Below are 20,009 nucleotides of genomic sequence, written 5' to 3'. Positions count from 1 at the left end.
GCGCGTGATCACCGTACCGTTCCACTCGGCCCATTGGTTTGAGCCGGTCAATGGGTGCTCCAGGCGCTTGATGTGCGTCTTGAAAGCACCGATACCGAAATCGAATTCGTGCCCGTTATTCTGTGCACCGTCTGACGATTGAGCACGCGTTGTGACCGAGCACATCGCCAACAACAGCGCGCCCAGCACACAGCCTTTGCCGAGTTTATGGATCAGAGCCATGAGTCTCTCCCGCGGATTTGTTCGCGGTAGAAACTAGGCCGAAAAGTGGCTTGTAAAAATAGCCACTACGATGCGCTCATATGACCACTTTCATGCTTCGAGCGGTTCAATCGCGCCGTGGGTGTCGCGTCGATGGAATACCTGCTGGCCTGGCGCATGGCGCTGGCAAAGAGCCTGCTGCGGCAGCATGACATGGGCGTTGCCGAAGTGGCCGAACGCATTGGCTACAGTTCGGCCAGCACATTTACCGTAGCCTTTGCGCGCCATGTGGGCGTGACGCCAACGCGTTATGCGCGGGAGCAAGTGGCGTAGTGCGCGCACAGGTTGAGATGACCATCCCCGCCGTGCTTGGCGGTTGAAGCTGCTGGGATTGTCATCCCAGCCTACGTGGCGATTTACATTGCCATGCAAACGAGCATCACACCGATGCCGTATCCGAATCCCATCGCCTGAGCTTTGAAAGCTCACTGCCAAGCCATGCACGCATAGCTGGATCGCGCACTTCGAACAGGTCGAACATGCCAAGCGCACGCAAGACAGGTAACTGCGCCACCAGCGTAGGCTCGGCGCGTTTGCGTACCGATTCCGGCGTGGCCGGATCCAGTAACTGATGCGCACAAGCCACAAAGGTTTCCAATGGCGATGGACGGAATTCGTTATTCGACGCGGACAACTCGATCACGGACATGAAGACATCCTCTCTGCATCAACGTGCCAGTAGCCTGGCCGGTGAACAGACAGTCGGAATGGAACAAAAATCCTCGAGGGATACACAACGCTGCTCACGATCAGTCCAACGTTCATGTTTGGCGCAACGTTGACGCCACGTTTCAGCCGTATGTTCTTGCTCAATGCATCGTCATTGGTTGATACCTGCCAATGCGATGTCGATTGGGGCGAGCGAACGTGAACCTCAACATCCCCGCACGCAGAAACACCCACGTTGGGGTTCAGTTGAACCTCACCCCAACCTACCTCGCCGAGCCAGATGATTTCATTCGCCAAGCGACGCATTCGGGATTACCCTCTGCCCAGCGATACTCGCCCCGCATAAACGCAACCCGTCGTCGACCTTACAAAGCGTTCTCACCTGACTTGGAGCGCGCGGTGCAACCACGGAACCGGCTGACTTTTTGGCGCGATCTTTGCAGCACCATCCGAATGCAACCGATGCCGGCCGGTGGAGGCACATGCAACCGTTGTCGGCGGCCATGGTGCCGCCTTTTGGAACCGCCTCATGCCCATTTACGGCAGTTTTTCCGCAATCTTCCGTTCTGCGCATGCGTCGGTCGCCCTATCCGTTGTTCATAAAAATTAGCGTTCAGCCTACGGGCCATTCCCCATGCCTGGTACCTACAACCCATTGCTTGTCGCAGTCTCGCTGCTGGTGGCCACGCTCGCCTCCTACACGGCCCTCGACCTGGCAAGCCGCATTTCCATGCTGAAGCACCCGGCAAGCCGCCATGCGTGGCTGGCCGGCGGCGCGGCGGCCATGGGGGTGGGCATCTGGTCGATGCATTTCATCGGCATGCTCGCGTTTTCGCTGCCGATTCCACTCGGCTTCAATCCAGCCATTACCGGCTACTCGTTGCTGATCGCCATCTGCGTTTCGTGGTTTGCGCTGTATGTCACTACCCGCAAGCGGCTGAGTTCGCGGAACATCGCGCTGGGTGGCGTCCTGATGGGCTTGGGCATTGCCAGTATGCATTACACCGGCATGGCTGCATTGCAGATGCAACCGGGTATCGACTATGAGCCGCTGTTGTTCGTGGCTTCCATCGCGATTGCCATGGTGGCATCGACGGCCGCGTTATGGATCGCACGCATGCTGAGCAACATGCGGCAACGCTACGCCACCACCAAGCGCGCGCTGGCAGGGCTGATGATGGGCGTGGCGATTACCGGCATGCACTACACCGGCATGGCCGCTGCCGATTTCATGCCGGGCTCGATCTGCGGCGCGGCGAATGGTGTCGACACGCAATGGCTGGCAACGACCATTACGTTGTTCACGCTTGCGATCCTGATCGTGACGCTGATCCTGTCACGCTTCGACGTGCGCACGGCATTGCTCGCCGGCTCCGTGACGAAGCTCAACGACCAGATCGTGCGCATGGTCAACCACGATGCCTTGACCGATCTTCCCAATCGCCGCGCGCTGGTGGAGCGCATCGAAACGGTCGTGCATAACGCCAAGCGCGCGCATGAACCGTTCGCCGTCTTGTTCCTGGATATCGACGGCTTCAAAACCATCAACGACTCTCTCGGCCACTCGGCCGGCGATGAAGTACTGAAGACATTCGCCCGACGACTGCAGCAGTGCGTGCGCGAAGGCGACACCGTGGCCAGGCTCGGCGGCGACGAATTCGTGGTACTGATGGAAAACGCCACCTTGCCGGACGAAGCACAAGACGTGGCGCAAGGCGTTCTCGATAGCACAGAACGCGGGCACTGGCGCGACGGGCAACCGTTCCAGGCTGTGCCGAGCATCGGCATTGCCATGTTTCCGCGCGATGGCGAAACACCCGATGCCCTGCTGAAAAACGCGGACGCCGCGATGTACGAAGCCAAGCGCGCCGGCCGCGCAACCTGGCGCTTTTTCGAGGCCAGCATGAATGTGGCGGCGATGCGTACGCTGCAGATCCAGAACGCGATACGCGTGGCGCTCGATGAAGGCTATTTTTCGCTGCGCTTCCAACCCAAGTTTTCCAGCAGCAACGAGCTGGCCGGCGCTGAAGCCTTGCTTCGCTTGAATCATCCCGAGCTCGGATTGCTGACGCCGGCGGAGTTCATTCCCACTGCCGAACGCTCGGGCCTGATCGTGCCGATCGGCCAGTGGGTGGTGCGCGAGACGTGCCGGCAGATACGGCATTGGCAGGCGCTGGGATTGCCGGCGATCAAGGTGGCGGTGAACCTTTCGCCACGCCAGATGGCGCAACCCGACCTTATCGAGACGATGGTCGAGATCGTGCGCGCCGAAGGCGTTCCCTGCGAGCAGATCATGTTCGAGATCACCGAAGCGGTCGCGATGCACGACGCCGCCAAGACAACCGAGATGATCCAGGCCTTTCAGCACGCCGGCTTCGAGATCGCCATCGACGACTTCGGCACCGGCTATTCCAGCCTTGCTTATCTTGAGCGCTTCCGCGTCAAGCAATTGAAGATCGATCGCCTTTTCACCTGCGGGCTGGATGCGCAAGGCCACGAAGGCCGCGCCATCGTTTCGGCGATTATCGCGCTCGCGCATTCGTTGAACATGGAAGTGGTGGCCGAAGGCGTGGAAACCGCATCGCAGTTTTCGGAGCTGCAAGTGATGGCGTGTGACCAGATGCAAGGCTATCTGCTGGCCAAGCCGATGACGGGCGATGCATTTGGCGATTTGCTGGAACAGCAGATGGCGCGGGCTTGAATTTAACCTGCAAATTCAATGCTACTGATCGTCGCCCGGCGAAAGCCGGGCCTGGCGGCTTTGGACGATCTACACGTCGCTGGGCCCCGGCTTTTGCCGGGGCGACGATGTATCGAGCATTACACCAAACGTTGGTAATTATTCCCGGAAAACACCAGGCAGCGGCATGGCATGCTGCTGGCACCGATTGAATACAATGGATGTTTCCACCCGCTGCACGACGGCATGGCGATTGAAGTGCTCCGAAATAATCGCTTTCAAATGCTCCATGTCGCGCACCACGACATCCACGATCAAATCGGCGCGCCCGGATACGAGAAACACGCCGCGAATTTCCGGCACGGCCGCCGTCGCCGCGACGAAACTATCCACCACATCGATAGCCAGCTTGCCAAGCTGCACGAACAGCACCGCCTCCAAAGTGAAACCCATCGCCTGCAGATTCACCTCGGCATGCGCACCCAATAACACCCCGCGTTCCCGCAGCCATTTGATGCGCTCATGGCAGCTCGATGGTGCAAGCCCCACCGCCGCGGCGATCTGTTTATTGGAAAGCCATGCGTCCTTCGTCAAAAGGCCGAGGATGGCGAAATCTATTCGGTCCAGTTCGGCATGCGCGGCCATAATTCCGAAATCAATTCGATTGACGGTAGACCAAGGCTAATATCATTCTAATCATATGACAAATAAACGAATATTCCACTTGCATACCGCAGCGGCAGCCTTACTCCTGTTCTGGGCAACCAACCCCGCTCTCGGCCATACCGCGGCCGGCCCCTCCCTTACCACGCCAAGCCATGCCATCGGGCAACACTTGATGGCGGAAGAACGCGCGAGTTGGGACCTGGCGATCAAACGCGACGCAGTGGCCTACAAAGCTTTTCATGCGCCGGACTTTTTTACCGTCACCGGCACCGGCGTAGTGGGCAGAGCGCCGAGCGAAGCATCTGCCATGGACTCGCAGGTGCGCTTTGATCAGTGCGAGCTTTCAGGATTCAACGTGCACTTCGTGGCGGAGAATGCGGCGGTGGTGACCTATCACGTCAAAGCGTCAGGTCTTGATCACGGCAAATCCTTTCATCTCGACAGCTACGCATCATCCTTGTGGCTGAAACGCCATGGCACGTGGCTGAACGTGTTTTACCAGGCAACGCCTACGCCTGCGGCGTAGTAGCTACCCATGCAATGGCTTGTCCGCCACCCGGATATGCCGGGTTTTGCCCAACAAGCTATGCACCAGCACGATGTCATGTGCCGGCCACACCACCGGTTCAATCTGCTGGAACGGCACCGCGGGCCGGTTATAAGCCAGGGTCATGTGCGGCGTGAACGAGTCCTTGGCGTATTGACCAAGCGCAGCAGCATTCAAATGCACGGCCAATTGTTGACGAAACGCGTGCAAGGCTTCATTGCCGTCACTGGACGTCAGCACAAAATCACCATGGCTGCTGCGATTATTGAAGCTGCCGATCTGATCGAAGCGAATGGTGAATGGGTCTGCTTCAAGTTGCGCAAGCGCGTCGGCCGCTTGCGTCACCAAGCCAGGCGGAAGCTCGGTGTAATCACCAAGATGAAAAAGCGTGACATGCAGGCGGCCAGCTTCCACTGGCTTGCCATCCATGCGCCGCGCGGCAAGATGCCTGGCCGCAAAGGTTTCGAAGCGGGTGGCGTAGGTGGTGTCGGGAAAGATTGCGAGAAACAGACGATCCGTCGGAATGGCGGCAGCGAAGCCGGGCAGCGATCCTTGGGTGGACATGCGATGCTCCTTGGTACGTGTGCAACAGCGGGCGGATCACGTGCCAGGCAAACCTGCGCTAACCTCCCTACCCTTCGCACCATTATTGCCTTGAAGCACGCCTCATGAAACCCGAAGACCTGCAGCGTCTGGTAACCGTCGCCATGCCATTCGGCAAATACCAAGGCCGCCTGATTGGCGATCTGCCCAGCGCTTATCTGTCCTGGTTTGCCCGCAAAGGCTTTCCACGCGGCGACCTGGGCAACCTGCTGGCCTTGATGCTCGAGCTTGATCACAACGGGTTGCGATCACTACTCGATCCACTACGCAAACGACCCATGTAGGCTGGAATGAAATCCCAGCATCAATACTCACGAAAAACGTCATTCCAACACGTCGTTATTCAATCATCGATGGCCTGCAACAATTGCTGTTTTCCTTCCCGCAATATCTCATCCGCAAGCACAGGATCAGCCTCGGCCACTGCACGCGACAGCATCAGCGCACCGGCCATCTGGCTAAACATGGCGATGGCTTTTTTCTTCTTCTCTTGCAGATCCTCGCCTTCGATCACCTTTGCCAGCTCCTCGACATTCCACGCCAAGCCCTGCGCATAAGCTTGGCGCGCCTCCTTGCCGAGTCGCCGGATGTCGCCTGCGAACGCTACCAAGGGGCAACCTTCCGCAATGCTTGCCTGGTGATCGGCAGACAGATACCACTCGATATGCCGCTTGATAGGCACTACCGCTTCTTCCTTTGACGCACCAAGGCTCCCAAGGAGTAACGCCGCCCCTTGTTCCATCGCCTTCTCCATGACTGCGGCAACCAGCGCGTCCTTCGATTCGAAGTGGTTGTAGAAGCCGCCCTGGGTGAAACCTGCGGCCTTGGTCAGCTCGCTCAGCCCTACGTCGGCCACGCCGCGCTCCCGGAAGAGCTTTTCCGCAGCAGCCACAATAGCCCTTTTATTTTCAACAGCTTGCTTCTTTGAAACACCCATAAATCCGCTCCTGCCTCGCGGCTCAGCTTGGCGCCTGCTCGAAATCACAATGGTGATTGCCATTGACAATCGCCTGGGGCAGCAGCATCTTATCGCACGTCAATGGTGATCGCCATTGTGATTTGACGCCCGGCGCCTGGCAGCAAACCGTCCGGTTTACCCATCGCTCTCCTGCTTGAACTCACTTTAGGAACACGCTCATGAAACTCACTGGCAACACCATTTTTATTACCGGCGGCGGCTCGGGTATCGGCCGCGCGCTTGCCGAAGCGCTGCACAAGCGCGGCAACAAGGTCATCATTGCCGGCCGGCGCCGTAGCCATCTTGAGGCGGTGACCGCCGCCAACCCGGGCATGCAAGCTATCGAACTCGACATCACCGATCCGGGCAGCATCGATCGCGTGGCGAAAACGTTGATCGCCAATCACCCCGAACTCAATGTGCTGATTAACAATGCCGGCATCATGCAGCTTGATACGGTTGCGGGACACATCGACGACACATTGTTAACGTCAACCATGTCGACCAACGTACTTGGCCCGATTCGCATGACCTCTGCACTGATCGAGCACCTGAAAACCAAGAACAACGCCATCGTGGCCTACACCAGTTCCGTGCTTGCCTTCGTACCGCTCGCCGTTACCGGCATCTATTCGGCCACCAAGGCCGCGCTGCACTCCTATGTGTTGTCGCAACGTTTCATGTTGCGTCATACCGGCGTGCGTGTGCTGGAAATTGCGCCGCCGTGGGTGCGTACGGAACTGCTCAATAGCCAGGAGGCCGAGCAAGCCATGCCGCTCGACCAGTTCATTGCCGAGACGATGGAAGTGCTTGGTACGGAGGCGGATGAGATTCTGGTGGAAGGCGCCAAGCAGTTTCGCGCCAACGTGGGGCCGGGCGAGCATGGTTTTGTGAATGGTTTTAATGAGCAGGCGCTAGCGTTGTTTGGAGGAACTTGAGTTGCTGGCAATTGGCTAATCGATTGTTGCAATAAGTCTTCATGACACCTCACCGTCATTCCGGCGAAGGCCGAAGCGCTTCGCCGGAATGACGGTGAGGCGCAGAAAAAGCCGAGATTACATCCCAGCCTCCCCTTCCGATCGTTATCGCTTAAATCAATACGAAAACGACAACGAACTCATCCACGTCAGCGATGGCGGCTGTTTCGGTGCCGGAATCGGATTGACCGTGTAGCTGAGTTGGTTGGAAAGATAAACGCCGCGCATCACGCGATAGACGTACGACAACGCATAGTTGCGGCTGAAGTCCACGGCGGCAACACCTTGTGCCTGCTGCGTCAGCTCAAACGTACGACTCAGCCGGTCGAAGGTATATCCAAGCGCAACGACGTCGTCGGGACGTTTAAACGGACCCAGGAAATAGAGGGTAATGCCAACGTCCCCGGCATATACATTTCGATCCGGTGGCGCATAGTCGGCCTTCGCATTGATATAAAACCCCCGAAATGGTTGCGTGGCATCCGTCTGCAACAACTGGTAATCGCCCACCAGGTAATAGGCATAGTTGTTATTCGCGTAGCCACCGTGAAAGTCGGGGAAGCGGCTCTCGTTGTACATCACGCCCTGGCGCAGCCACATCATGCGTTGCTGAGGCGCCGCATCCGTCAGATAACCCAGCTCGTTGATGTAAAGCGCCTTGGCGCCGGGAATATGCCACTTCAAACCCCAGAAATTATTGTTGTCCCAATCCGCTTGCGGTCCCTTCGGATCCACGCTGCGCGTGACGCCGAAGCGCTCGTAAAAATGCTTATTGCGCGAGGCTAGCCGCAGATTGATCTCGGGCGCGGTCTTGTTGAAGATGAATCCGACTTCGTAGGGAATGGAACTGCCGACGCCCGCCGGCGACGTCGTCGAATTGGTGCCTAGCGAAAAGCCGTAAAACTGGTTGCCAAGTTCTTCAAACCCGTATTGCAGCTGCGTGCGTCCATCATTGAAGCGCTGGCTGATGTAGAAGCTGTTGATGGCGAAGCCGTTGGGATTTTCCCCGGCGTACGAAAACCATTGCACGTTGGCGTTGAATACCAATTGCGCCGCACCGGCGAAGCCGACCCGGGAGAGATCGTAGGTCGCCGTTACAAACGAGCCGAACCGGTAGGTGGGATTTTGGCCAATATAAAGCTGCGGATGGGCGCCATGATTCAACAAATCAAAGGTGCCACCCAAATTGGTGCCGCCCTGAATCAGCCAACCGCGCTCTGCCAGGCTTTCGCGAAGCTTGCCCAACTCCGGCGACATGGTCTCGCACGTGCTGATGGGAGGGCTGGTTGTGCCTTGCGGCTGCAAGCCGTCATACCGATGGCAAGGAATGACATCGGTGCCCATGCTTGCACCGGATGGATCTGTCGACGTTATCAGCGTTGCGTGCGCGGTATTGCTGATGGCCGACATGGCGACCAACAGGCTTCCCGCCAACACGAGCGCCATACGATTGAAAATTGGAGACATAACAGTCTCTCGCGCTCGTTTATTCAACGGGCGAAAAGGTTCACAGGGTTGTCGTGGGGAAAAAGCCTAGGGATGCTCTGATTTATTCGGCGTAGGCGTTACCGGCCCTGTCTGCGCGCATATCACAGGGGCGTTGGCGAAGGCAGACTGGCTGTCTGTCGAGACAACGCACCGAGGAGATGCGCGCAGACAGGGTCGGTAACGCCTGCGCCGAATAAATCAGAGCATCCCTAGCCTCGTCGATTAACTTAAATCGCGCGAGCAGCACATATACAGTGCCAGATGGCATACCCAGTTCATTAAAGCGGGTCCCACATTTTCGATACATGCACGCAACGTTGGGGATCGGCTATGCCTCACCCCAACCTACAGGGAAGCCTCGTAGGCTGGGATGAAATCCCAGCATCAACATGCACGACGATGCCAAGCTTCATTTGGTCTTGAGCACCACCACGGTGTCATTCGAATCAATCGGCTTGCCAGGCAATTGCAAATCGAGCGCATTGCCCTTTTGCGTGTATGTCAGCGGCGCATGCTTGGGATCAGCCAGGAAGTAAGCCTGCTTGATCTGCGCAGTGACATTCGCCAGGTGGAAGGTTTTGCCCGGCCAGGTCAACAAATGAATATAGATTTTCCCCGGCTTCGTCGTCGCACGCCAATCCCATGCCGGTATCCACTTGGGCTTGTTCTCGCCCACCGTTTTTTCCGTGGTCGAAAACGTTCCATGATCGCCCGGAAACGGCGTAGGCCCGGTACCGTAGATCGATTCGCCATTCACATCGAGCCACTTGCCAATCACCTGCAAGCGCTCGGCTTCCGGCGCAGGAATCACACCTTGCGCGTCAGGTCCGACATTGAGCAACAGATTGCCGCCCTTGCTCGCCACATCGACCAGCGTGCGCAGCAACTCCCGCGTCGATTTGAAATTCGTGTCGTTCGACTTGTAGCCCCAGGTATCGTTGATCGTCATGCAGGTTTCCCAATCGCGGCCTGGGTAACCTTGCGCAGGCACATTCTGCTCGGGCGTTTCGGTATCGCCGTTGTAGCCGCCACCGAGGCGATTGTTCCAGATCAGATTCGGATGCTGGTTGAGCAGCGTGACGATTTCCGAAGCAAGCTGCGGCGTCATCTCGGCAGTGGGCGTATCGAACCAGATGATGGCCGGTGACGGCTGATAGTTGCTCAGCAATTCTTTCAACTGCGGAATGGCCTTGGTGTGCAAATACTCGGCAAAATCGCCCTGCTGCGCCTTGTCCCAATGGCCGTCGTGCAGCTTGTCGTACGTCATCGCTGCGCCACCCGGCGCCGTCCAATCCTGATCCTGCGAGTAGTAGAAGCCCAGCTTGATCCCCTGCTTCTGTGCTTCCTTGGCAAGCGCCTTCAAGGGATCGCGCTTGAACGGTGTGGCATCCACGATATTGAAAGGATTCGCCTTGGAATCGAACATCGCAAAGCCATCATGATGCTTCGCGGTAATGACGATGTATTTCATGCCCGCCGCTTTCGCCAAGGCAACCCAGGCGTGCGCATCGAACTTGGCTGGATTGAACCGCGAGGCCAGCTTTTTGTAATCGGCGACGGGAATCTTCCCGTTGTACATGATCCACTCGCCAATGCTATCGACCGGCTTGCCGTTCCAGACCCCGGCCGGCACGGCATACAGCCCCCAATGAATAAACATGCCGAAGCGCGCCTGCCGCCACCACCCCATGCGCGCGTCGCGCTGCGCGGGCGTTTCGGTATCTTGCACCGCGGGAACGGGATGCGTCGATGCCTCCTGCGCTACCGGCGCGGCGGCTGCAGAAGCGGATGACACGACCATGGCCGAGGCCAGCGAAACGGCGTAAATCAGCGATTTCATTGCATATATCCCCTTCGTGGCCTGCCTGTCGGGCGATGTGGCGAGATGGCTCGGGCCCTGAGCCAGCTGGATTCATATTTGAACCTATTTTTCAAATAGGAAACATTCAAGCTGCGCCGCAGCAAGAGTGAGAACTCATGCGATTCGCGCGACGGTAGGCTGGGTGAGGCGTAGCCGCCCCCCCCAACGTGGCTTTGCGCGTGGAGGTGTTGAGGTTCGCGCTACCGAGCCGCGGCCATTTTCACGATCAGCTCATGCACTTGCCGCACATCAGCCGCCACCCCATCAAGATTCAAACTCAATGGCGTAAAGCCCAACGCTTTGTTGGCAGGCGCCAAGGCGCGCTTGATCGGAGACAAGCGCTGCAGCCAGGGCCGCGGGTCGCGCAGTTGGAGACAAATGACATCAACGCTGTAGATGGATCGTACGTAAGCACCGCCGATGTCCGACCATGGTATGACGCCAACACCAAGCGTTCGATCGAAAACACCGCGATCATCGATGACCAGCCGCGGTCGCGCATCCACCAGCTGCCATAAAAACAGCAGGACACCGGCACCAAAAAACATCATGTACGCCAAGCCCAGCCAGGTTTGAAACGTATCTCCGAACGCGACCATGAAGGCGCCCGTCAGCACGAAGCCGCTGGACATGATCAACCATAAAGCGTACCGGCGTCTTGAGGCTCTGATAGCGATGGGCGTCATGGCGTTTCTGCGTTCCGATGGCTGCCGGGGAAAATCAAGATAGCGAAGGACATTGCTCTTGTAAAAAGCGGCATACGCAGGGTGATATTCCCCCCTCCGTTCGGGAGCATTCAACCAGCCGTGCCTGCTCCGGAATATCCCCAGAAAGTCATCCGTCCGAACAAGCCATGCAGCGCCATTGATGACAAGGCACCCTGCGCCAGCCACGTCGCTTGGCTGCAACCGTGACCTAAGTGACATTGGAAGCTTCCGGGACACCCGCTAGCATCCCCGCTTTCGCGCACGATGCTCCACAAATCAGAAAGGGGAAAGCCATGCTATCGATCCGGAAAGCGGTTCTTGTTGCCTTGTGCTTGTGCCCCTTGGGTGTCGCGGCAGCCGATCAGGTAACCGATTTCAGCAGTACCGATGGGCAGTATCTGGATTGGCTGGATCGCAGCGTCAAACCCGGCGTTGATTTCTTTCATTTCGCCAATGGCGGCTGGCTCAAGGCCAATCCCATTCCGCCGGATCGCTCCGAATGGGGTGCGTATGAGGCGGTCGATCTACAGAACCAGCGGTTTATCCATGACATGGTCGAGAAGGCCAGTCAGGACACCAAGGCCGCGCCGGGTAGCGTCAAGCAAAAGGTGGGTGATTTCTACGCCAGCGGCATGGATGAGAACACCATCAACCGTGCGGGCATCAAGCCATTGCAGCCGGAGCTGGATCGCATTGCCAAGCTCAGCTCCATCGAGCAGTTGCCGGACGAGTTTGCGCATCTGCAAACCATCGGCGTCAATGCACCGTTGGCGGTGATGCAGATGCAGGATTACCAGGACAGCAGCAAGGTGATCGCCGCCGCCATGCAGGCCGGGCTGGGCCTGCCTGACCGAGATTTTTACGTGCAAAGCGGCCATGCCAGCGAGAGCATCCGCACGGCATACGTGCAGCACATCGCACGCACCTTACAACTGCTTGGCGATCAGCCTGCGCTTAGCGAGACCGAAGCAAAGTCCGTAATGGCCTTGGAAACCAGCCTTGCAAAAGGCTCCATGACCGACGTGGCAATGCGCGATCCGAAAGCGATCTACCATCCGACGGATGTTGCGGGCGTCAACGCGCTCGCTCCGCGTCTGCACTGGCAGAACTTGATGGCTGGCATGGGTCATCCGGAAATTCACAGCCTCAACGTGGCCACGCCGGATTTCTTCAAGACCGTGAACGCGGAGCTGGCGCATACCTCGCTCAACGACTGGAAGACCTACCTGCGTTGGCAGCTGGTGCAAAGTTATGCACCGTACCTGTCGCAGCCGTTCGTCGACGAACACTTCCGCATGTCTTCGGTGCTGAGCGGTGAAAAGCAGCAGAAGCCGCGCTGGCAACGCGTCCTGCGGGCGGAGGATTCTGCCCTCGGTTTCGCCATCGGCAAGATGTATGTAGATCAGAAGTTTCCGTCGTCCTACAAGGTCGCGGCGACGCAGATGGTCAACCAGATCCGCGATGCGATGCGCGAGGATTTGAAGACGCTCGCATGGATGACGCCCGCAACGCGCGAGGCGGCGATCAAGAAGCTCGACATGATGGAACTGCGCGTTGGCTATCCGGACAAGTGGCGCGATTACTCTGCACTGCAGATCGATCGCGGCCCTTATGTGCTCAACGTGATGCGCGCCATGACCTTCGAGAATCAGCGTGAACTGGCGAAGATCGGCAAGCCCGTCGACCGCAGCGATTGGGATATGACACCGCAAACGGTCAACGCGTACTACGACCCGTCGATGAACAACCTCAATATTCCTGCCGGTGTGTTGCAGCCGCCGCTGTACGATCCTTCGTGGCCCGATTCGGCGAACTACGGCAACACCGGCGCCACGATCGGCCATGAAATGACACACGGGTTCGACGACCAGGGCGCCCAGTTCGATGGACACGGCAATTTGAAGAATTGGTGGGCGCCGTCGGATTTGAAGAAATTCCAGGCCGCCGTGACGTGTATCGCCGATCAATATTCGCAATACACCGTGGCCGATGGCGTGCACGTGCAAGGCAAGCTGGTCACCGGCGAAGCGATTGCCGATCAAGGCGGCTTGATCCTGGCACTGCACGCCTTCCACGCCCAACCCGCCTTCGCGCAGGCCAAGACAATCGACGGCTTTACGCCCGATCAGCAATTCTTTATTGCCTATGGCCATTCCTGGGCCATGGCGACCCGCCCCGAAACGGCAAAGACGCGCGTCACCACCGATCCGCATCCGCCGGAGATCTATCGCACCAATGGTGTTTTGGCCAATATGCCGGAGTTCGAAAAGGCATTTGGAGTTGTGCCGCCAAGTCCGATGATCAAAACAAATCGTTGCGTGATTTGGTAAAGCACGACGTAGGTTGGGATGAACGTATGCGAACCCCAACCGTCTCACGCGCCCGACCAAAACCTCATAACCACGTTACCGCAATGCCGTCTCCTCCCCTGCTTGCAGGGGAGGGTTAGGGTCAATGTTCCGAACTTAAGGTTTTCACTAGCCGGACACTTTTGCTCGTCATTCCAGCGAAAGCTGGACGTAGCGCGAAGCGCGGAGAACGTCCGAATGGACGGCCCCGAAGGGGGTGAGCGAAGCGAATCATCCAGTGCCTTTCAGCCCAAAGTCGCTGGATTCCTCGCTCCTCAAAGCCGAGCACATCCATGTGCTCTCCCCGCGTACCAGCTTTCGCTGGAATGACGGGTTGAAGTTCTACGGTGACGGCAAAAACCTTAAGTTCGGAGCATTGGGGTTAGGGTGGGGTGCGAGCGAAGCGAGCTGCGAGGGACAGCATGTCGCTACCAAGCATATCGTGGCGAAATTCGGCGGCACGCTAAAGCACAAGCAACCCCACCGCAGCCCTCCCCTGCTATCGCAGGGGAGGGAGCAACGTATGGCGAGCGATCGGCTTTACGTACTTAAAGTAAGTGCCGCTGAACCCGTCCCCCTTTTTGATTTAACCGAACCGCGGTGATTTCTTCACATAGCGAAGTTCAGAATCCGCCCTTCCAAGCGGAACGTGCAAAGCCGACACAGACCCATGTGCCGGAGCAAGCAGTAGGGGCAATCCATCGCTACATCTTTCCATGCCGCGAAAACGGCACAGGAAACCTATTGCTGTCGATGCGTCTTGAAACCCATGCGTGAGGTAACCCGAGTAAGGCGACATCGAGCGCTGCCCCTTGGAAAGCACGATGTATCAAACCCTCAACTGCAAGGAGAATGTCATGTTACGCGCATCATGCAACATTCGACTGCTTAATCTGATCGGTATCGTTGTGCTCTTTTTTGCGGGCTTCAGCTCAGCGCAGGCTCTGCAACCTGCCGGCCTTCATCGGCCTGCCGCTGTTCCCGCCAACTACGTCATCACGCCCTACGGCTATTTCCACCCAAGCTGTGTTGTGCATCTGGCCAAGGGCGATCTGCTGCAGAAAGCGACAAAGACCATCCAGCATGCCAACGGAAGTATCGAAGGCATGCACGTCTGCCAGTTCGCGCATTTCAAACCCAATGGCGAGAGGGTGATGGGCGATCAACGGCGTATCGATCCACCGACAATCGGCCACGCCTGGGTCGAATACGTGGGCACGACCACAAGCTCTTCCTACGGCGAGCTGGGCGCGGACTGGAACGTGCCGGCAGCACCCACGGCCAACAACGGCCAGACCATCTATCTATTCCCCGGCCTGGAAGACTACAACGATGTCGTGACCATTCTTCAGCCCGTGCTCGGCTGGAACTCCGACTATGCATCCGCATGGGGCATCGCCAGCTGGAATTGCTGCGAGAGCGGCACGGTTTACGAGGCAACACCCACTCGCGTCAATGTCGGCGACAAGATCGCCGGCTACATGTGGGACAACTGTACGTCGGGAACACTCACCTGCCCGTCGTGGGATGTGCTCACCGAAGATCTCACCACCGGGAATTACTCCGAACTGCAAGGCACGTCGAATTTCGGGCAAACCTTCAACTGGGCCTTCGCCGGTGCGCTGGAGGTCTACAACGTCTCGCAATGCAGTGATTATCCCGCCGGTGGTTCGTTCCAGTTTTACGATCTGGAACTCTATAACGACAGCTTCGTGCAGTATTCCAATCCGGGTTGGACGTTTACCAACGCATCATCCGGATTGACGCCGCAGTGCGGTTACGGTGCAAGCGTGTCGCCTGCCACAGTGACTCTCGACTATTGATAGCGTGGTAATGCATGGGGGCGGCCACCCCGCCTCCATGCCACGCCCTACGTAGGCTGGGATGAAATCCCAGCATCAACGGCCATGAAAGGAAACCGGGATATCACCTCACCTGTTCATTCACAACCATGACAATCCCACTCAATCCGAGCCGTCCCCTTTGTAAAACAGAAATTTTCCGTCCCGACGGCTTTTCGGCTCGATCATGACACCGGCAGCCAACTGCTTGGCCATGTCTTCCAACATGTCATCCGGTGCCGTGAGGTGCGCCGCCGACTTTTCCTGCTGGCGATAAGAGGCCATTTCCAACCCATTGGATGTGCTTAAAACACGCACGGAGACCGCTGCGCGATTCGCATGCAGCGACACGTGGCCGCCGTAGTAAGCCTGCACCTCGCCGTTGACGACATAGCGATAGCCTTTTGCCTTGGCATAAGCGACCGCCGCATCGTCACTCAAAGGCACCTTCGCCCCCACCGGCCGCGGCAGCGACACGGCCTGCAGGTCCGGCCTTTGCGAAAGCACGCGGGCAAAGATCGCACCCGCCTTCGCGCCGGAATCATCGCAGTCAACTTGTTTGGCGATATCGCAATCCTGAAACATCACCACAGCGACCTTACCGCCGCGGGGAACATGATGCTTCACCGTGACGGGTGGCGCGGTGGCGCATCCGGCCAGCAGCAGCGCGATTGCCAATAAGGTGCGTGTACGCGTGGTTGTCACCGGTTTTCTCCATGCGCCTGAAAGCGTTGTGGCGAATCGAAGCTTACGGCAATGGTGGTGTAAAGCGAATTGGTGGCCCGGAGGGTAATCACTGCGTGCGTGTGAATGCTTGATGCTTCATCGTCCCGGTGGAGGCTGAGTGTTGCGCGAAACCGCAAATCCATCGCTCGTCATTCTGGCGAAGGCCGGAAGAAGCGCGTAGCGCAGAGAACATCCGGAGGATGGCCTCGAAGGGGTGAGCGAAGCGAATCATCGAGTCGAAAATGACGTGCGCAGCACACGACATCTAAGTTTTGAGTGCTTCGCACGGCGTATTTAAACTGGATTCCGGCCTTCGCCGGAATGACGAGCGCAGAGTTTATGGCGATTGCCTCCCCTTGGATCGGAGTATTAAACCCCAGCGGGCTTCAACCCTTCAGCACCAGAGGACTCCAACCGGCCAGCTTGCTATGCTTGCTCCGCACGGCGCGGGGGCGCCGCTTATCAGGGAAGTAACACTATGGCAACACGGTCCAGGGGACTTTCGGCCGGCTTTGGCTGGCTGAAGCGGGGTATCGGCGTAGGTTTTCGTCATCCGAAGCCAGTCTTCGGCGGCGCCGCACTTTTGATGCTGGCGGTGCTGGTTTCGACGTTCATTACGCTGCCCATGCAATTTTTTGCATTACGTTCGACAACGCAACCGCCGGCAAACGCCTTCGGTTGGGTCATGGTGGTTTCCATGCTGCTCGGCCTGCTGGTATTGCCGCTCTACGCAGGCTATCTACAAGTGATCGGTGCAGCAGAACGCGGACTTTCCGCTCGTGCAGGCGACGTCATCAAGCCCTATCGAGAAGGTAAAGCACTGCGCTTGATTGGCTACGGTATTGTCATGGTGGTGGTCTATGTGGCCATGTTTGCCATCGTTATCGCATTGACGGGTACCGGTGTCGCCCACTGGTATATGCAAGTGCTGACCGCGCAAGCCAATCACCTACCGCCGCCAACAGCCCTGCCGGAAGGTTTCGGGATTACCCTGCTGCTGATCATGGTGCTCGGCATCTTCATGATGGGCTTCTACTCGATCGGCCTTGGCCAGGTGGCCTTTCACAACCGCAACGTTTTCGGCGCCATCGGCGACGGTGCGATTGGTGCGCTGAAAAACCTGCTGCCGCTGCTTATGCTTGCCGTGGGCCTCCTCCTTGCCTGGATCGCCACTTCTATCTGCATTGGGATAATGGCCGCCCTGATTGTCCTGATTGGAAAACTAGTCGGCGAATGGTTGGTGTTCGTGCTGGTCATTCCGCTCTATATCGGGCTGATGCTCGCTGTATTTACGGCGATGTTCGGCGTGATGTATCACCTGTGGCGCGATGTATGCGGTGACGACATGGTGGCGGGTACTGCGGCAGCTATTGCTGTTTGATGAGGGGCGCCCGTTTGTATTCGGACAACTTTGATTGACCTGAGCAACGGAAGCTATTTTGGTTGCGGGCAGCACGACTCGGCAAAGGAGTCCAGTCGGCTGCCCGTCATTAATGCTCGCTCACCTTTGCACGCGCATGCGATTTACCGCTTTCACACTTCAGGTTTCCGCTGAACGAGCTGGCCGAAAGCGCGGATACAAAAAAAGAGAGTGATCGAAAGCGGGGATTCCGTTACCGAAAATTTCGCGCTCCACGTAATGCTTCACCGCGGGCGAGAGTGGACTTTCATTAGCTCAACTTCGACTGAGTTTGACTACGTCCGTTCCGAGTATCGTTTTGCTTATAGGAGATAACGCATGGGTACGCACACCCACGGAAAGTTTACGATCCTCACTGATACTGCGCCGCATACCGATGGCTCGACGAAGGGGCGCGTACGTCAGATTACCGGGCCGATCACCCGATCCGCCGTGCCAAAGCGCCGCAAAGGTGCTCCAGATCCTTTAATGGGATCGACCGATACCTATATGAAGGCGTCCAGCGAACGCGATCTGGAGTTGATCGGCTTCGAAAACGGCCACCTCATTTCCATTGACCTGGGTGGCCCTGACATCAGCCACAACATCGCACCGATGTTTTCCTATTTCAACCAGGTTGCGTACCGGGCGGTCGAGCAGAAAATCTATTCCGAAGGGCGGCTGAAAATCATGACAGTCTCGATCAACTACCGGGACGATCTGAGGATGATCCCGCGAGAGTTCACCCTCCGCGCTGCCGAATCCGAGACGGATATCAAGCCATTTTTCGAAACCATCGAGATGGTTTGTGTCACGCCAAGTCCTTTCGCCTTCGCCGCTGACCACGACACGGAGCAGTTGACTGAGATCATCAAACAACACCTGCCGGCGTCCAAACCGGAAGCCGAGCCGTATGGCTTCATGGACAAGATCCGGGGCAAACTTGGCTGTCCTGCCCCGCAGGAAGCCACCAAATACAGCCAGCGCCAGAAACTGTGCATCTACATTGCAAATGCACTCTACAGCGAACGTGCCACAGGCCAAGCATTTCTGCGCTCCGACCAGGGCCCTACGAAGGACCCATTCCAGACGCTAACGCGCATGGGCGGCCGCAATCGTCCGGAAGTGGATCACTTTGTGCCGAAAAGCTGGAACGGACCCAACACCTTCGCCAACGCACAATTGGTGAGCAAATATTTCAATGCACGCAAATTGGCCGACCTTGAAGCGGACGCCAAAATCGCACTCACCGCAACGCGGCGTCGATCGGGGCGGATTTCGGGCAATGGGCTCGGAACGTTGTACTGACAGCTGGGGCAAGTCGGGGTGAGGACAGCACCAAACGCCCACGTCAACGCAAGGAATCGCATAACGATCTTTCCGCGTCCTCACCCTGCCACTGTCATTGCAAGCGATCCGTCAAGCCTGGGTTCGCGCATTCTGTGTCTTCTTTGCCGATGCCACACGCTGGTCATGCGTTTGCCCGAACCCACGGGAAAACACTATGCAGTGTTTGCCGTTTGTCATGGACACCCGCTTGCAATAGACGTCCACGATGGCAACCGTGCTTTGGCTGGAGTCCGAGACCAGGAAGCGTTTCGCCACGCCCAGCCCGTCCGAATTGTCTATGGCTACGGCGAGTACCGATTGCTCGGCCATACCCATCTTCCGCAGTGCTTCTGACCTTTCGGCCGCCCGCGCCGCTTGCACATACTGGCGGTGGGTGTTGCCGACGAGGGCGGCCAAGCCGTAGCCCGTGTGCAAGTCGACGACATAGGTTTCGTACTGCCCTACCGGCGCAGTGACGGTGAGGTTTTGCAAGCTGGTGGCTTGAGTCTGGTCTTGTGCGGCGCTGATGCTTCCGGCGCATGCAAGACCGAGTGCAATGGTCGATGTGATGATTAGGCTTTTCATATCAGCGCTCCAAACGGACGCCTATGTCCGCTCGATCACTTTGTGCTTGCGAGAAGAAAAAAAACGAGAGAAAAGCCGTAAAAAATGCGGCAATTTGGCCTTGCTTTTTCAACGCGGATTGGCGTCGTGACTAATGGCACGGTGACGCTGTGACTAAAGTCATTGCAAGCATCATGACTATAGTCACGGCAAATATGTCGAGTACACAAAACACAAAACGCCCGTCATCGGACGCACATCTTTTCCGCTCTGAAATCTTGTATTGAGGCATCCCACGCCTTTTAATTCGTCATCCGGCGCACTGCGCCAACGGAAGGAACCACATGAAGATTTTTCTGCGTGTCACCCTGCCCCTGTTGCTGCT

17 protein-coding genes and 2 pseudogenes are annotated in these 20,009 nt (G+C 57.5%); 9 read left to right on the top strand and 10 right to left on the bottom strand.

The genetic code is table 11. From position 1 onward, the window contains the following. Positions 1–222: pseudogene (locus tag VJR68_RS03830) on the bottom strand (hypothetical protein); the annotation flags it as partial. Between the two features lie 96 nt (positions 223–318). Between VJR68_RS03830 and VJR68_RS03825 the strand changes: the two are divergent. After that, positions 319–534: pseudogene (locus VJR68_RS03825) on the top strand (helix-turn-helix transcriptional regulator); the annotation flags it as partial. Positions 535–640: 106 nt separating this feature from the next. Here the strand turns inward: VJR68_RS03825 and VJR68_RS03820 are convergent. Beyond that, entirely contained in the window at positions 641–910 is a 270-nt protein-coding gene (locus tag VJR68_RS03820; RefSeq protein WP_324146227.1) for a hypothetical protein, read from the bottom strand. 654 nt (positions 911–1,564) lie between these two features. Between VJR68_RS03820 and VJR68_RS03815 the strand changes: the two genes are divergently transcribed. Next, entirely contained in the window at positions 1,565–3,631 is a 2,067-nt protein-coding gene (locus tag VJR68_RS03815) for a putative bifunctional diguanylate cyclase/phosphodiesterase (RefSeq protein WP_324146226.1), read from the top strand. Between the two features lie 138 nt (positions 3,632–3,769). On the opposite strand, the gene VJR68_RS03810 is transcribed toward VJR68_RS03815, so the two are convergent. Then, positions 3,770–4,255, bottom strand: coding sequence for an Lrp/AsnC family transcriptional regulator (locus VJR68_RS03810; protein WP_324146225.1), 486 nt, complete (start codon positions 4,253–4,255; stop codon positions 3,770–3,772). 79 nt (positions 4,256–4,334) lie between these two features. Here VJR68_RS03810 and VJR68_RS03805 point away from each other — a divergent pair, with 79 nt between their 5' ends. Next, positions 4,335–4,802, top strand: coding sequence for a nuclear transport factor 2 family protein (locus VJR68_RS03805; protein ID WP_324146224.1), 468 nt, complete (start codon positions 4,335–4,337; stop codon positions 4,800–4,802). Between the two features lie 3 nt (positions 4,803–4,805). Here VJR68_RS03805 and thpR read toward each other — a convergent pair whose 3' ends face one another. Continuing rightward, positions 4,806–5,387: an RNA 2',3'-cyclic phosphodiesterase gene (gene thpR / locus VJR68_RS03800; RefSeq protein ID WP_324146223.1), complete on the bottom strand. Its 582-nt coding sequence runs from the start codon at positions 5,385–5,387 to the stop codon at positions 4,806–4,808. A 104-nt stretch (positions 5,388–5,491) separates the two neighbouring features. Between thpR and VJR68_RS03795 the strand changes: the two genes are divergently transcribed. Next, positions 5,492–5,710: a DUF3820 family protein gene (locus tag VJR68_RS03795; RefSeq protein ID WP_324146222.1), complete on the top strand. Its 219-nt coding sequence runs from the start codon at positions 5,492–5,494 to the stop codon at positions 5,708–5,710. Positions 5,711–5,769: 59 nt separating this feature from the next. Here VJR68_RS03795 and VJR68_RS03790 read toward each other — a convergent pair whose 3' ends face one another. Further along, positions 5,770–6,363 carry a TetR/AcrR family transcriptional regulator gene (locus tag VJR68_RS03790; protein ID WP_324146221.1) on the bottom strand — a complete coding sequence of 198 codons (594 nt, stop codon included), beginning with the start codon at positions 6,361–6,363 and terminating at the stop codon, positions 5,770–5,772. A 200-nt stretch (positions 6,364–6,563) separates the two neighbouring features. Here VJR68_RS03790 and VJR68_RS03785 point away from each other — a divergent pair, with 200 nt between their 5' ends. Beyond that, complete coding sequence (locus tag VJR68_RS03785; protein ID WP_324146220.1) at positions 6,564–7,322, top strand: SDR family oxidoreductase; 759 nt, start codon at positions 6,564–6,566, stop codon at positions 7,320–7,322. A gap of 156 nt (positions 7,323–7,478) precedes the next feature. On the opposite strand, the gene VJR68_RS03780 is transcribed toward VJR68_RS03785, so the two are convergent. From VJR68_RS03780 to VJR68_RS03770, 3 genes are all read right to left on the bottom strand, one after another. Further along, positions 7,479–8,828, bottom strand: a complete 1,350-nt coding sequence (locus VJR68_RS03780) for a hypothetical protein (RefSeq protein ID WP_324146219.1) — start codon at positions 8,826–8,828, stop codon at positions 7,479–7,481. A gap of 430 nt (positions 8,829–9,258) precedes the next feature. Next, positions 9,259–10,689, bottom strand: coding sequence for an alpha-L-fucosidase (locus VJR68_RS03775; protein WP_324146218.1), 1,431 nt, complete (start codon positions 10,687–10,689; stop codon positions 9,259–9,261). 221 nt (positions 10,690–10,910) lie between these two features. Further along, positions 10,911–11,396 (bottom strand): STM3941 family protein, encoded by a 486-nt coding sequence (locus tag VJR68_RS03770; RefSeq protein WP_324146217.1) that lies wholly within the window; start codon positions 11,394–11,396, stop codon positions 10,911–10,913. 314 nt (positions 11,397–11,710) lie between these two features. Between VJR68_RS03770 and VJR68_RS03765 the strand changes: the two genes are divergently transcribed. Together VJR68_RS03765 and VJR68_RS03760 are read left to right on the top strand one after the other, a co-directional pair. Next, on the top strand, positions 11,711–13,747 hold the full coding sequence (locus VJR68_RS03765; RefSeq protein ID WP_324146216.1) for a M13 family metallopeptidase: 2,037 nt from the start codon (positions 11,711–11,713) through the stop codon (positions 13,745–13,747). 875 nt (positions 13,748–14,622) lie between these two features. Beyond that, complete coding sequence (locus VJR68_RS03760) at positions 14,623–15,588, top strand: hypothetical protein (RefSeq protein WP_324146215.1); 966 nt, start codon at positions 14,623–14,625, stop codon at positions 15,586–15,588. Between the two features lie 141 nt (positions 15,589–15,729). On the opposite strand, the gene VJR68_RS03755 is transcribed toward VJR68_RS03760, so the two are convergent. Beyond that, a complete protein-coding gene (locus VJR68_RS03755; RefSeq protein WP_324146214.1) occupies positions 15,730–16,311 on the bottom strand; it encodes a hypothetical protein in 582 nt (193 codons plus the stop codon). A gap of 499 nt (positions 16,312–16,810) precedes the next feature. Here VJR68_RS03755 and VJR68_RS03750 point away from each other — a divergent pair, with 499 nt between their 5' ends. Both VJR68_RS03750 and VJR68_RS03745 read left to right on the top strand, forming a co-directional pair. Next, a complete protein-coding gene (locus VJR68_RS03750) occupies positions 16,811–17,713 on the top strand; it encodes a hypothetical protein (RefSeq protein ID WP_324146213.1) in 903 nt (300 codons plus the stop codon). A 357-nt stretch (positions 17,714–18,070) separates the two neighbouring features. Next, a complete protein-coding gene (locus VJR68_RS03745; RefSeq protein WP_324146212.1) occupies positions 18,071–19,039 on the top strand; it encodes a DNA/RNA non-specific endonuclease in 969 nt (322 codons plus the stop codon). Between the two features lie 111 nt (positions 19,040–19,150). Here VJR68_RS03745 and VJR68_RS03740 read toward each other — a convergent pair whose 3' ends face one another. After that, complete coding sequence (locus tag VJR68_RS03740) at positions 19,151–19,645, bottom strand: hypothetical protein (protein ID WP_324146211.1); 495 nt, start codon at positions 19,643–19,645, stop codon at positions 19,151–19,153. Positions 19,646–20,009 lie beyond the last annotated feature (364 nt).

Origin of the sequence: Dyella sp. (genome assembly GCF_035277725.1) — a bacterium.
Classification (GTDB): domain Bacteria; phylum Pseudomonadota; class Gammaproteobacteria; order Xanthomonadales; family Rhodanobacteraceae; genus Dyella_B.
Note: the sequence above shows the minus strand (reverse complement) of the source record. Positions and strands in the feature narration are given on the sequence as shown.